A 13,762-nucleotide genomic window follows, 5' to 3' on the forward strand; every position below is an offset into this window, starting at 1 on the left:
ACTCGGAGGAGTCCGCCCCATGACGGTCCCCGTCAGGTCCGGCCTGGTCGCCGGTCCCCCGCGTACCGCAGGGTCGCCGCGGTCGCCGCAAGCGCGGCGTCCACCCCGGGCGACCCGGACGACGCGGTCCTCGTTGCGCTCGGACCGACGGCTCGGTCTGGTGCTCCTCGCACCGGCGCTGCTCGCGTTCGCGGTCTTCGTCTTCTACCCGCTCGGCCGCGTCCTGGTCCTCAGCACCCAGGGCACCGACATCTTCGGCCAGCCGGCGGGCTCGGTGGGGCTGCAGAACTACGTCCGCACGTTCACCGACCCCGCGTTCGGACGGACGATGCTGACCACCGCGGTCTTCTGCGTCGGCGTGGTCGTCGGCCGCATCGTGTTCGGTCTGCTCGTCGTGATCCCCCTGACCGTGAAGCTCCGCGGCCTGCCGGTCTTCCGCGCACTCCTGACGGCACCCATGGTCGTGTCCGTGTCAGCGGGGTCCGTCGCGTTCGCGGCGATGCTCGCACCCGGCAACGGGCTGCTGAACACGGTGATCACCCAGTTCGGCGGCGCGCCCGTGCCGTTCCTGACGAGCACGCAGTGGGCCCTGGCGAGCGTCATCGTCGTGACGATCTGGGGGTCGCTCGGGTTCACCGTGCTGCTCCTGCTCGGAGCGTTCGGCGCCATCGACCAGGACGTCATCGAGGCGGCGCACCTGGACGGCGCCGGGCCCGTGCGGACACTCTGGTCGATCTCGTTGCCGCTGGTCACGCCGACGCTCTTCTTCGTCGTCGTGACCGGAACCGTCGAGGCACTCACGACCTTCGGGCAGATCCAGATCCTCACGGGCGGCGGTCCGGCCGACTCGTCGAAGACCCTCGTCTACGCGATCTACCAGCAGGCGTTCGGGTCCGGCAGCGCGAACTTCGGCCTCGCCGCCGCGCTCGGGGTCGTGCTGTTCCTGCTGGTCCTCGGGCTGTCGCTGGTGCAGTTCGGCGTGCTCGAGAAGCGGGTGAACTACTGATGCGCCCCGTCACCGCACGCCGGCTCCGGAGCGTCTTCGTCTACGCCTGGCTCGTCATCGCGGTCGTCGTCGTCTGCTTCCCGCTCTACTACGTGTTCGAGGGCGCGCTCACCCCGACCCGGTACCTGGACCAGGGCCTCGCCGGTCTCGTGCCGATCCACCTGACACTCGACAACATCGTCCGCGCCACGCAGGTCGTCCCGCTCGGGCAGCAGTTCCTGAACAGCGTCGTCGTCACCCTCGCCCAGACGGTGCTGCAGGTCGTCATCGGCATCATCACCGCCTACGCCCTGGTGTTCTGTCGGCTCCGGGGCACCCGTGCCCTGTTCCTCGTCCTGCTCGCCAGCATGATGATCCCCGGCGAGACGACCTTGATCGCGAACTACCTGACCGTCTCGTCGTGGCACCTCATCGACACGCTCCTGGTCGTCTTCCTGCCGTTCGTGGCCTCGGCGCTGACGATCTTCCTGTTCCGCCAGGCGTTCCTGAGCTTCCCGGACGAGCTGCGCGAAGCCGCGGTGCTCGACGGCGCCGGACACTTCCGGTTCATCCGGTCCATGCTCCTGCCGCTCACCCGCCCGACGCTCGTCTCGGTCACCCTGGTGAGCGCGACGGCCGCCTGGAACGGGTTCTTCTGGCCGCTCCTCGTCACCAACTCGCCGGAACACCGCACCGTGCAGGTCGGCATCGCCCAGCTGTCCGACGCCGAGGCCGCCGACATCGGCGTGGTCCTCGCCGGCGCCGCCATGGTGACCCTCCCCGTCCTGGTCCTCGTCCTCGTCGCCCAGCGGTTCCTCGCCGGCGGCCTCACCGCCGGGGCGCTCAAGTGACGACACGTTCGATCCCCTCCCCGACCCCCGCCCGCCCCACACCCGAAGGACGCACCATGCCCGCACGTCGTTCCACCGCCCTCACCGCACTCGCCACCGGGGCCGTCGCGGTCCTCGCCCTGACCGGGTGCTCCACGTCGAGCTCCGCATCGGACAGCTCCGGCCCCGTCACCGTCGACTTCTGGCACGCCATGTCCGGGCCGCCCGCGACCGAGCTCGACGCGCTCGTCGCCCGCTTCAACAAGGAGAACGACCAGCACATCACCGTGAAGTCGTCGTTCCAGGGCGACTACGCGGCCGTCCAGACGAAGTACACGGCGGCGGTGCAGTCCGGCTCGACGCCGGACCTGCTCATGATGAACGACGTGTCGACCGGCTTCATGATCGACTCCGGCCAGACGGTGTCCCCCGCGAAGATCAGTGGATCGACGTCGGGCACCGACACGATCGCCCCGGCCGCCGCCACGTACTACAGCGACGGCAAGGCACTCGCGGCGATGCCGTTCTCGGTCTCGATGCCCGTGCTCTACCTGAACAAGGCACTCGTCGCGAAGGCCGGCCTCGACGCCACGAAGCCGCCGAAGACGCTGGCGCAGGTCGCGACCTGGGCCGAGAAGATCCACGCCGCGACCGGTGGCTACGGCATGAGCATGAACATGGGCGACTCGTGGATGCTCGAGGAGCTCAGCGCCTCGGGCGGCCAGCCCTTCTGCACGCCGGACAACGGGCGGAAGGGCAAGCCGGTCACCGGCGTCTCGCTCACCTCGGACACCCAGGTGCAGTTCATGACCACGCTGCAGAAGCTCTACCAGGACGGCGCTGCCCTGAACCCCGGCACCGACTCGACCGTCCAGAACTCGGCGTTCTCGAGCAACAAGGTCGGGATGCTGCTGACCTCGTCCGGTGCCTACACGACGGTCGACCCGGACGGCTCGAAGTCCGTCGTCGCCCGGTTCCCCACCACGTCGGACTCCGACGACGCCGGCCAGGTCATCGGCGGCAACGCGCTGTGGATCTCCGGCAAGGGCCACTCGTCCGCCGAGCAGCAGGCGTCGTACACGTTCGCCAAGTGGCTCCAGACGCCGGACGTGCAGGCCGAGTGGGCGAAGGCGACCGGCTACGTCGCGATGAACACCGACGCCCAGGACACCACCGTGGGCAAGCGCTCCCTGTCCGACCCGAACATCGCCACGATGTACCAGCAGCTCGCCGACGACCCCACGAGCGTCGCCGCGGCCGGCTGCATCACGGGCGCGTTCCCGACGGTGCGAGCCACCGTCATCGGCGCCTTCAACCGGATCGTCGAGGGTGCCGACGTCGAGTCGACGATGCGGGACGCGGAACAGCAGGCCGGCAAGCAGATCGAGTCGTACAACGAGGCCGCCGGCAAGTGAGCACGGTCGGCGCGTGAGCGTCCCGCGAGGCTGACCAAGGGTTCATGGAGCACGACCGTCGTTCGCCATACGGTTGTCTGACGAAGCGGGCAGGCAGCCCGTGCGACGATCGGAGCCCTGTGGTGTCTGCTGCGAACGGCCGGCCCGGCTACGGGGCTCCGAAACCCCTGCGCATCGTGTTCTCGTTCCCACGGGGGCGGGGACACCTCGCGCCGATGCTGCCGCTCGCACGCGCGGCCAGCGCTGCCGGACACCGGACCGCACTGAGCGGCGCGCGCGAGGCCGTCCTCGAACAGACCGGGTTCTCGCACCGGCAGCCGCGGGACGTGGAACTGCCGGCGAGCAGGCCGGGCACCGGCACCCTGACCCCGATCGACCCGAGCACGGTGCTCACCCGCGTCCCCCAGGTGTTCCTGGGGGACGCGGCCGCCGGGGCCGTCGTCGACGTCGGACGGCTGGTCACTCGGTGGACAGCCGACCTCGTGGTCTGCGGGGAGTTCGACTTCGGCGCGATGACCGCCGCCGAACGAGCCGGGGTGCCGTGCGTGGTGGTCCTGGCCTTCGCCTCGGCCGGTGGGACCTGGCGCGACGCGGTGCGAGAGCCGCTCGAGGCGCTCCGCCGACGCGCGGGACTCGGGCCCGACCCGCAGCAGCACATGCTCGGCGGCGCGCTCACCGTCATCCCGTTCCCGGCGTCGATGCGATCCGGGCACGAGCTGCGTGGCCCGGTCATCCGGATGCGCCCGGACACCTGGTCGTCACACTCGTCGGACGCCGCGGCGTGGTTGGCCGCCGGCGACGGACCACGCGTCTACGTCACGCTCGGCACCGAGTTCAACACGAAGTCGGGCGACCTGTTCGCTCGGCTCATCAACGCCCTCGCCGCCCTGCCGGCACGGATCCTCGTGACGACCGGACCCTGGGTCGACCCAATGACCTTCCCGGTGCCGGCGGGGCCGGGAGCGATCCGGATCGAGCAGTACGTCCCGCAGGACTCGGTGCTCGGGCTCGTGGACCTCGTGGTGAACCACGGCGGGTCCGGATCGGTGACCGGGGCACTCGCGCACGGGGTGCCCCTGCTGGTCATGCCGCTCGGTGCGGACCAGTTGCCGAACGGCGGCTGCGTCGAGGCCCTGGGCGCCGGGCTCGTCCTCGACGCCGCGACGGCGACCCCGGCGGACATCCGCACCACCGCGTCGCGACTCCTGACCGAGCCGTCGTTCCGCGTCGCGGCCGGACGGATCCGGACCGAGATCGCGACGGGCGAGCCCCCGGCCGTCGTCCTCGCGGCCGTCGAACGCTTGGTCGGCTGGCCCCCGACCCGTGCTGACGAACGCTGAGCGGCGACCAGGCGACCCGAAGTCACTCAGGTCAGCGCACCAGGCAGATCGTGCTCAAGTCGACGTCCGGACCGGGCCGCGTGTACGACGAGGTGCTCTCGAGCCAGTCTGCGGTCGGCGAGATCTGGTCGGGGACCATGTCCGCCTCCGACCGTGCGTCGATGCCCTCGGACTCCCAGTACGCGCGAACGCGGTCCACGTCGCGGTTCGCACCCTCGATCAACGTGTGGTCCTCGGGCAGGAGTTCCTTGCCGTCGGCGTCCGAGTAGTTGTCCGGGTGGTACCAGTACCGCCACCTGACCCCCTGGTGCGCGTTCGACAGCTGGCACTCCTCGCTGTACGCACCACCGGCTCGCTCGCCATCGCGGTAGGCGGACTTCCGGTCGCCGCCGAGGATCCGCACCGTGCGGTCCCCGATCCGCTCGAGCGTGGCCCGGGCGTCACCGTCGGCGAAGTGCCGCTCGGCGGCGGTCGCCGGCTGCGCCCACCGCCGAGCGTCGGCGGCCACGCTCCGCACCTGCGACGTCAGGACCAAACCGTTCCACGGTACGGCGATGACCAGCACGACGATCGCCGCAACGACGGCGACCAGTGAGTGGCGCGGTTCGCGCCGGCGAGCCCGGACCTGCACGACGAGCACGACCACTGGGATCCCCACGGCGAGCACGGCGCCGATCACCAGCCGTGCCAACACGCCCCCGGCACCGAGCCGGTCGTCCATCGACCCGAAGTCGCGCGCCAAGTACGCCCCGATCTGGACCGCCCAGCTCACGACGAGCAGCACCGGCAGCACGAGTGCGATGGCGATCGCGTTCCCTCGCCCCGTCGTCGGGCCCGTCCCCTGGCCACGCCAGTCCTGCTGTTCCGTGCCCATGCCGGCCCCCGCCCCCGTGGTGTCGGGGACCATCCTGCCAGCAGAACGCGCCCCGGGTCCGCGGGCGACGCCTCCGCCCCACCCCCGAAGCGGTGGTGCCCCAGCGGCGCCTGTTGCTGCCAAGATGACCGACGTGACCACGACCACGCCTCGCGCCGATCCCGACGCCGCTGCCGACGGCTTCGAAGGCGGCTGGTTCCGCATCGACGACGACCTGGAGCACCTGGACGACGTGGTGTGGCGACCCGCCACGGACGCGGACGACACAGCGACCGCCCCTGGCCCTGCCGCCGTCATCGTCGGTGGCGAGCCGCGCGAGCACGTCGGTTCGACGCTGCCGTTGGCGCAGCTGGCGGAGATCGACGTGGCACGTCAACGCACCGTGCGGAAGCTCTGGCTCAGCCCGATCACCATCGTGGTTTGTCTGCTCGTCGTGACCGCGCTCGAGGTCTCGGGTCTGCCGTGGCGGACGGACCTCGGCAGGCAGCTCCTGGTCGGACTCGGCACGGCTCTGCCGGTCGACGCGCTCTGCACCGCGATCTGGTGGCGGATCACGCGTGACCCCTCGGGCGCCGTCGTCCGCAAGATGGGCGGACACCGGACCCGCCAGCAGTACGACCAGCAGCGCGCCGTCCTCGAACGCTGACCGCGCCGCGAGCGCGCCCCGACCCCTCAGCGAACCGGCGCCGACACCGCCGCTGCGGGCGATGGCTCCGACGACGGCCGCACCCCTCGACCAGGCCGGAGCACCGCCTCCACCCGCTCACGGTCGAGCTCGCCCTGCCACCGCGCCACCACGAGCGTCGCGACGCAGTTGCCGAGCAGGTTGACGCTCACCCGCATCGCGTCCATGATCCGGTCGGCACCGAGCAGCAGCGCGACGCCAGCGACCGGGAACAGCCCGAGGCTCGTCGCCGTCGCGGACAGCGCCAGGAACGACGAGCCCGGCACCCCGGCCATGCCCTTCGACGTCAGCAGCAGCACCCCCAGTGCGGCGACCTGCTGCTCGAGCGTCAGCGGCACCCCGAACGCCTGGGTCAGGAACAGCAGCGAGATCGACAGGTAGATCGCCGCCCCGTCGAGGTTGAACGAGTACCCCGTCGGCACGACGAGCCCGGCGACACTGCGGGAGACGCCGACCTCGGTGAGCCGGGTGATCATCCGCGGCAGCACGGCCTCGGTCGACGCGGTGCCCAGGGCCAGCCCGAACTCCGCGCGGGTGTGCCAGACGAACCGCCAGATCGGCACCCCGGACAGCAGCCGTCCGCCCACGAGCAGCGCCACGATGAACACCGCCGCCGCGCCGTAGCAGGCCGCGATCAGCAGCCCGTACGACCCCAGGGTGTCGATGCCGTACTGCCCGACCACGTACGCCATCGCCCCGAACGCGCCGAGCGGCGACAGGCGCATCACCCAGCCCAGGATGCGGTAGACGACCTCGAGGCACAGGTCGAGGCCCCGCACGAGCGGCCGCGCACGGTCACTGCCGATCGCGGCGATCGCCGCGCCGACGAACACCGCGAAGACGAGCACCTGCAGGATGTCGTTGGTCGCGAACGCGTTCACGACGCTCGACGGGATGAGGTCGAGGATGAAGGTCCCCGCGTCCGGAGCCGTGCCGCCCGCGGTCTTCGCCGCCACGGCCGAGGCGTCGAGCGACGACGGGTCGATCCGCAGGCCGGCCCCGGGGCGCACGAGATTGCCCACCAGCAGCCCGAACACGAGCGCGCACGACGACGCGAGCAGGAAGTAGATCATCGCCTTGCCGGCGATCCGGCCCACGGAGCGCAGGTCACCGACGTGCACGATGCCCGTCACCACGACGATGAACACGAGCGGCGCGATGACCATCTCGATCAGCCGGATGAACCCCTGCCCCACCACGTTGAGCACCGGCGCGGCCGCGGGGAGGCAGACCCCGACGGCGATGCCGAGGGCCACCCCGATCGCGATCTGCACGAACAGCGAGTGGTACCAGCGAGCGGGAGCACGATCCGTGGTGGTGACGTCCATGCATCCACCCCACAGGGCGCGTGTTTCGTCGACGTTGCGAGTCTGTTCCCACCTCCCGCACCGCGCGACCGCCGAAACAGGTGGCCGGCCCGCGCACGCCGGCCCGCGTCCTGGGGTGTCACGAGACGGACCGGAGGCCCGGCGCCAGCTGGCACCGGGCATCCTGTCCGTCACCCGCCCACGTCGCGGGCCGCACGCGCGTCACGAGGGTGCCGATGCTCGAGGACTCTCACCCACTCCCAGTCCGTGCCGCGCCACGCGCCTGCTCGCCGCGCCTACGCTCCGAACGTCCGGCCATCCCCCGACGGAAGCGGCACCCGTGTCCTCGTACCTGCTCTGCGCCCCGCCCGTCTACGGCCACCTCGCGCCCCTCGTCGACGTGGGCCGCGACCTCGCCGAACGCGGCCACGAGATCACCGTCCTGACGGGGTCCAAGTACCGCGACCTCGTCGTCGGCGCCGGGCTCCGGTTCGTGGCGCTGCCCGCCGACGTCGACTTCGACGACGCCGATCTGCAGGAGCGGCTCGCCGACGCCAGTGCGGCACGCGGGATCGCCGTCGTCCGCGAGGGCATCATCGCCATGTTCGTCCGCGCGATCCCGTCCCAGTACCGCGCGCTGACGGCCCTGCTGGCAGCGGGGCGCTTCGACGCGGTGCTCGGCGAGGCGTCGTTCACCGGGCTCGCGCCGTACCTGGCCCTGCCGTCCGCGGAGCGTCTGCCCGTGCTCGGGATCGCGACCACCCCGGTGACGCTCACCAGCGTCGACGCGGCACCCTTCGGCACTGCGCTCTCCCCGGGACGCGGGCCGGTGGCTCGCGCGCGCAACCGACTGCTCACCGCCGCGATCCACCCCGTGCTCACCCGGCCGCTGCGTCGAGCGGTGGACGCCGTGCTCGCCGAGGTGGGGGCACCGCCGTCGACGATCGACACCTTCGACTTCGCGTACCGCGCGTTCGACACCCTGTTCCAGCTGAGCGTCGCGGAGCTCGAGTACCCGCGGCGCGAGCTCCCCGACTCGGTCCGGTTCGTCGGTCCGGTCGTGGCCCGCGCGGCACCGACGCCCGGGGCCGACCTGCCCGCGTGGTGGGACGACCTGGACACCGACTCCCCGGTGGTGCTCGTGACCCAGGGCACGATCGACACCGTCGACCTCGGCCGGCTCATCGCGCCGACGCTCCGCGCGCTGGCGGACGAGGACGTCCTCGTCGTCGCGACCACCGGTGGCCGCCCCGTCGGCCAGGTCGACCGCGCGCTCGGCACGGCACTGCCCGCCAACGCCCGGGTGGCGACCTTCCTGCCCTACGACCAGCTGCTGCCGCGGTGCAGCGTCGTCGTCACGAACGGCGGGTTCGGCGGCGTGCAGCGTGCCCTCGCACACGGCGTGCCGCTCGTGGTCGCCGGGTCGACCGAGGACAAGCCGGAGGTCGCCACCCGGGTCGCGTGGGCCGGGTGCGGGCGGAACCTGCGTTCCGGGACGCCACGGCCGGCGGCGATCCGTCGGGCGGTCCGCGAAGTCCTGGCGACGCCGACCCACCGCGCCCGCAGTCGACAGGTCGCGGCGTCGATCGCGGCCCTGCCGGACCCCGTGGACGTCATCGAGGCCGGGTTGGCGGCGGCCGCCGCCGCGGACGGCGCACAGCGACGCTGATCCCGCCTGCCGACCCACGTCGTGGGGTCGCGTAGAGACGGACGGGAGGCCCGGTGCCAGCTGGCACCGGGCCTCCCGTCCGGCTCATCCGGCGTCGTCGTGCCCGGTGCCGGTCCGCGGTGCCGGTGCCGTTGCCGTTGCCGTTGCGGACGCCGTCCGGATCCGGAGCGGCACCGTCCCGGCGACGTACCGGTCGTCGCCCGCCTCGAGCGGGCGGCCGTCCTCGGCGGTGCTGGACCGACGTACCTGCAGGAGGGCCGCGCCGGGCCGGACCCCGAGGAGCGCGGCGTCGGCGTCGTCGGCCAGCAGCGGGTCCACGGTGGTGACGGCGGCACCGACCCGGATGCCGAACCGGTCCTCCAGGGTCGCCGACACCGACGTCTGCCCGCCCGGGATCGTCCGGATGACGGCGGCGACCCACGGCGCGTAGGCGGTGCGCTCGAGCATGACGTCCACACCGTCGAGGGAGCGCACCCGCACGACGTGCAGGACGGGCTCGTCGTGCGCGGCGCGGAACAGGCGCCGCTCGCGCACGGTGGCCGGCCGTTCCTCGACCGCCACGACCCGCCCGCCGGGCTCGTGCCCCCGGGCCCTGGCCAGTTGACCAAAGGACTCGAGCGCGCCCGCGTCGTGACCGAGCGTCGTGGTGCGCACACGCCAGCGGGAGCCGGCACGTGCTGTCAGGACCTGCCGGTCGCGGAGCATCTCGAGCGCGTTCCGCACGGTGCCGCGCGCGACGGCGTAGTCGGCCGCCAGGTCGTGCTCGGCCGGCAGGACACCCGTGGCGTCGAACTCACCGCGGAGCACCCGGTCGGCGAGGTCCTCGGCGATGTCCCGGAACAGTGGTCGCACCCGGTGATCCTCCCCCGCCGCGGCCGAGCTGTCCAGGTGCGTCGGAGTCCTCGTGGGATCGACACCGGAACCACAGGGCCCAGCCTCGGTGCACCTGGACAGGTCGATCCTGACTCCACCGGACGCGTTCACCCCGCCGCCACGGCCGGGCAAGGCACGGTTCAGCGCACCTCGTTGTCATGCTGACGGGTGCTCCTCCCCCGCAGCGCCCGCACTCCCACGACCTGGAAGGCCTGCGATGAGCACGAGGAAGCCCGAACACGGCGCACCCGACGTCAGCCTGGACGCCGCACCACCGCTGACCCCGGACGCGGCGTACACCGCAGCGGTCCGCCCCGGCCTGAGCCGCCGGACGGTCCTGGTCGGCGGCGCAGCAGCGATCATGGCCGGCGTCGCGGCAGGGTCCGCGTTCGGACCGGGCGCGGCCGACCGCGCCAGCGCCGCGACCGCCCGTGCCGTCCCCACCGGCACGATCGCCGATGTCGAGCACGTCGTCGTGCTCATGCAGGAGAACCGGTCGTTCGACCACTACTACGGCACGATGCCCGGGGTCCGCGGGTTCTCGGACAAGCAGGCGCTCGAGCTGCCGACCGGACACGACGTCTTCCACCAGCCGGCGGCGGCCCGCACCGACGGAGGCGCGATGCTGCCGTTCCGGCTCGACACCACCCGGTTCAACGCGCAGAACGCCGACGGCCTCGACCACTCCTGGGGCGGTGGGCACACCGCGTGGAACGGCGGTGCCTGGAACCGGTGGGTCGATGCGAAGAGCGCCCAGACGATGGGCTACTTCACCAGCGAGGACATCCCCTACCAGCGCGCACTCGCCGGGGCCTTCACGGTCTGTGACGACTACCACTGCTCGCTCAACGGGCCGACGACGCCGAACCGCCTGTACCAGTGGTCCGGCACCATCGACCCCCGCGGCACCCAGGGCGGACCGGCGACCGACAACCCGGCGGACTACGAACCGGTGTTCGCCTGGACCACCTACGCCGAACGGCTGCAGGCGGCCGGCGTCACCTGGAAGACCTACGCCAACGACGAGGTCGGCGACAGCTCTGCCGACCCGTACGTCGGCGACTACGGCGACAACCCGCTCTGGCTGTTCGAGCAGTACCACCGCGCGCTCGCGTCATCCGACCCTGCTCAGCAGGAGCTCGCCGCACGTGCCGGGCTGCACGACGGGTGGAAGCCGAACTCCGGCAAGGGCCTCGACGTCACCCACCTGCTCAGCCAGTTCGGGCAGGACTGCGCGACCAACAGCCTGCCGACCGTGTCGTACGTCGTCGCCCCCTACGGCTGGAGCGAGCACCCGGCCGCCAGCCCGGACTACGGCGCCCACTACACGAACGCCGTCGTGCAGGCCCTCTTCAGCAACCCGGACACCTGGGCCTCGACCGTCCTGCTCGTCAACTACGACGAGAACGACGGGTACTTCGACCACGTCGTGCCCCCGTTCGCCGAGCCCGGCACCCCCGACGAGTACGTCGACGGCCTGCCCATCGGCATGGGCGCCCGCGTGCCGATGACCGTGGTGTCCCCGTGGAGCCGTGGCGGGTGGGTCAACTCGCAGGTGGCGGACCACACGTCCGTGATCCAGTTCCTCGAACACGTCACGGGCGTCCGCGAGCCGAACATCTCCGACTGGCGGCGGACCGTCTCCGGGGACCTGACGAGCTGCTTCGACTTCAGCGCCCCCGACGCGAGCATCCCCGGCGCCGACGAGGTCCCCGGCATCGAGCAGACCCGCGCGCTGGTCGCGGCCGCCGACGCCGACCAGGCGAAGCCGCCCATCGAGGAACCGGCGATCGGTGCGCAGACCGTGCCCGTCCAGGAGCCCGGCACCGTCCGCCGTCGGAGCCTGCCCTACCGACAGCACGCGGACGCGACCGTCGACCACCGGACCGGTCGGGTCACCGTGACGCTCGCGAACGACGGTCGCCAGGGGGTCAACTTGCTGGTGTACCCGAACACCGCGATGCCGTTCGCCGCCCACCCGAAGACCGTCCCCGTGGGCGCCACCGCCGACTGGGAGTGGGACACCACGACGACCGCCGGCGCGTACGACGTCAGCGTCTACGGACCCGACCGGTTCCTCCGGCGCTTCGCCGGCACCGTCGCCGTCGGTGGTCGGGCGACCGGCGGCGTCCCGCACGTCTCCGTCGTCCGGGACACCCGCGGTCGGCGCACCCTGCAGCTCCTGCTCGAGAACACCGGCCGGGCCGAGCTCCGCTTCGTGCTCGTGGCCAACGACTTCGTGGAGCACCGCGAGACCGCGCACGTCCGCGGCTCCGGGCACAAGACGATGCACTGGCCGCTCGACGAGTGGGGGTACTACGACGTGGTCGTCACCGCCGACGGTGTGCCCGGGTTCCGGTACCGCTTCGCCGGGCGCGCGGAGCGCTGAGGCGGGCCGACCCGCGTGGGTCGGCAGGGGCGGTCAGGCCGCGTCCACGACGGACGGGAGGCCCGGTGCCAGCTGGCACCGGGCCTCCCGTCCCGTCTCGTGACCGTCTCACGTCCGTCCCGCGTGCCGTCTCACGCGTCGGCGGCGGTCCCGGCGGATGCCACCGGTGTGACCGGGCTCGCGGCGTCGGCGTCGGCTCGCGCAGCCTGCCGGGCCAGCGCCGCGTCCAGGAGGCGTTCGACGAACGGCAACGCCACCACGATCGCACCGACGACGGCCGCGACGGGGACGTTCACCGTCCAGCCGCGCAGGATCGAGTAGATGGTGGCGCCGAGGACGACCCACACCACGACCGTGAGCGGCCGCACCGGACCGGCGTCGGCGAGCAGGTTGATCGCGTCGACGGCCGCGGGCAGCCCTCGCCGTCCGAGCAGTGTCAGCATGACCCCGATGACGATGAACCCCATCGCCCGGACGATGCCGACCCAGGCGACGTCGCTTGCCGGATCCGCCAGCACCCGCTGGATGAAGACCACCGCTGCCAGGACCCCGACGGCGAACAGGGCGACGATCACGAGGACGGTCAGGAGACGGACGGAGCGGCGCACGAGGACTCAGCATAGGGACACGTCGGGGCGCCCGTCGCGGCGCCCCGACGCACCGGCTCGACTCGCTAGGCGACGACCACCTTCGCGTTGACCAGGATCGCGTGCAGGTCGGGACGGAGCGCATCCTGCGAGGTCGTCCGGACCTTCACGATGAGCGCGGCCCCGGGCTTCGCGAAGGCACGCGCGACCGTCGCCGACCAGGACCCGTCCGTGTTGTGCCCGGCGATCGACAGGAACTGCGCGGTGCCGCCGGTGATCGTCGGCAGCAGCTGCTCCTCGAGCCGGTCGGCCGGGAGACCCGCCGCGGTGAACAACTGCTCGGTGGCGGCGCGGTCCCCGATCGTCGGGTCGAGGTCGGTGAGCCGCTGCTGCGTGATCGTCGCCACGGAGCCGTCGGTGTTCGTGTACTCCCGCGACCCGGTGGTCGGGTCCTCGCCGGTCTGCTCCCAGCCGTCGAGTGCCGAGACCTCGAGCCCGAAGGCGGGCAGGGTGCTCGCCGAGAGCGCGTCGCCGTCCTCGAACGACAGGTCCTTCGTGGCCGAGTCGACGGTGGTCGGCGCGGTCGGCGTCTCCGTCGGTGCCTGGGTCGGCGCTTGTGTCGGTGTCGACGACTGCGTTGCCGCTCGCTCCGTCCCCGGTGCGGTGGTGCCGGTGCCGGCGCAGCCCGAGAGTGCGAGCACGACGATCACGGTCGCCGTCCCCGCGGTGGTGATCCTGGATGTGATGGACATGTGGTTCCCCCTCGGATCCCGCCGTGCGCCCCGTGCACCGGTGGGTCCGACTCGGA

At 72.2% G+C, this 13,762-nt stretch carries 12 protein-coding genes; 7 read left to right on the plus strand and 5 right to left on the minus strand.

Annotation, left to right across the window (positions count from 1 at the left end):
- The first annotated feature begins 160 nt into the window (after positions 1-160).
- The 4 genes from DEJ21_RS10495 (at position 161) to DEJ21_RS10510 (ending at position 4,570) form a co-directional block, all read left to right on the plus strand.
- Positions 161-1,006 (plus strand): carbohydrate ABC transporter permease, encoded by an 846-nt coding sequence (locus tag DEJ21_RS10495; RefSeq protein ID WP_231495659.1) that lies wholly within the window; start codon positions 161-163, stop codon positions 1,004-1,006.
- On the plus strand, positions 1,006-1,836 hold the full coding sequence (locus tag DEJ21_RS10500) for a carbohydrate ABC transporter permease (RefSeq protein WP_111224544.1): 831 nt from the start codon (positions 1,006-1,008) through the stop codon (positions 1,834-1,836). Before DEJ21_RS10495 ends, DEJ21_RS10500 begins: the two co-directional genes overlap by 1 nt.
- A 56-nt stretch (positions 1,837-1,892) precedes the next feature.
- Positions 1,893-3,230, plus strand: a complete 1,338-nt coding sequence (locus DEJ21_RS10505; protein ID WP_111224545.1) for an ABC transporter substrate-binding protein — start codon at positions 1,893-1,895, stop codon at positions 3,228-3,230.
- A 122-nt stretch (positions 3,231-3,352) separates the two neighbouring features.
- Positions 3,353-4,570: a glycosyltransferase gene (locus DEJ21_RS10510; protein WP_258375003.1), complete on the plus strand. Its 1,218-nt coding sequence runs from the start codon at positions 3,353-3,355 to the stop codon at positions 4,568-4,570.
- Between the two features lie 31 nt (positions 4,571-4,601).
- Here the strand turns inward: DEJ21_RS10510 and DEJ21_RS18245 are convergent, their stop codons facing one another.
- On the minus strand, positions 4,602-5,477 hold the full coding sequence (locus DEJ21_RS18245; RefSeq protein ID WP_181435847.1) for a hypothetical protein: 876 nt from the start codon (positions 5,475-5,477) through the stop codon (positions 4,602-4,604).
- A gap of 100 nt (positions 5,478-5,577) precedes the next feature.
- Between DEJ21_RS18245 and DEJ21_RS10520 the strand changes: the two genes are divergently transcribed.
- On the plus strand, positions 5,578-6,090 hold the full coding sequence (locus DEJ21_RS10520) for a hypothetical protein (RefSeq protein WP_146247743.1): 513 nt from the start codon (positions 5,578-5,580) through the stop codon (positions 6,088-6,090).
- Positions 6,091-6,116: 26 nt separating this feature from the next.
- Here DEJ21_RS10520 and DEJ21_RS10525 read toward each other — a convergent pair whose 3' ends face one another.
- Positions 6,117-7,457 (minus strand): cation:dicarboxylate symporter family transporter, encoded by a 1,341-nt coding sequence (locus DEJ21_RS10525; RefSeq protein ID WP_111224548.1) that lies wholly within the window; start codon positions 7,455-7,457, stop codon positions 6,117-6,119.
- 319 nt (positions 7,458-7,776) lie between these two features.
- Here DEJ21_RS10525 and DEJ21_RS10530 point away from each other — a divergent pair, with 319 nt between their 5' ends.
- Positions 7,777-9,105, plus strand: a complete 1,329-nt coding sequence (locus DEJ21_RS10530; protein WP_111224549.1) for a glycosyltransferase — start codon at positions 7,777-7,779, stop codon at positions 9,103-9,105.
- A gap of 84 nt (positions 9,106-9,189) precedes the next feature.
- Here the strand turns inward: DEJ21_RS10530 and DEJ21_RS10535 are convergent, their stop codons facing one another.
- The gene (locus DEJ21_RS10535) at positions 9,190-9,957 is read right to left on the minus strand and encodes a GntR family transcriptional regulator (RefSeq protein WP_146247744.1); all 768 of its coding nucleotides are present in this window, start codon (positions 9,955-9,957) and stop codon (positions 9,190-9,192) included.
- 238 nt (positions 9,958-10,195) lie between these two features.
- Between DEJ21_RS10535 and DEJ21_RS10540 the strand changes: the two genes are divergently transcribed.
- Positions 10,196-12,367 (plus strand): phosphocholine-specific phospholipase C, encoded by a 2,172-nt coding sequence (locus DEJ21_RS10540; RefSeq protein WP_111224551.1) that lies wholly within the window; start codon positions 10,196-10,198, stop codon positions 12,365-12,367.
- 131 nt (positions 12,368-12,498) lie between these two features.
- Here the strand turns inward: DEJ21_RS10540 and DEJ21_RS10545 are convergent, their stop codons facing one another.
- Together DEJ21_RS10545 and DEJ21_RS10550 are read right to left on the minus strand one after the other, a co-directional pair.
- Positions 12,499-12,975, minus strand: coding sequence for a hypothetical protein (locus tag DEJ21_RS10545; protein WP_111224552.1), 477 nt, complete (start codon positions 12,973-12,975; stop codon positions 12,499-12,501).
- Positions 12,976-13,040: 65 nt separating this feature from the next.
- A complete protein-coding gene (locus tag DEJ21_RS10550; RefSeq protein ID WP_146247745.1) occupies positions 13,041-13,706 on the minus strand; it encodes a hypothetical protein in 666 nt (221 codons plus the stop codon).
- Positions 13,707-13,762 lie beyond the last annotated feature (56 nt).

Source organism: Curtobacterium sp. MCSS17_006 (assembly GCF_003234215.1).
Lineage (GTDB): Bacteria > Actinomycetota > Actinomycetes > Actinomycetales > Microbacteriaceae > Curtobacterium > Curtobacterium flaccumfaciens.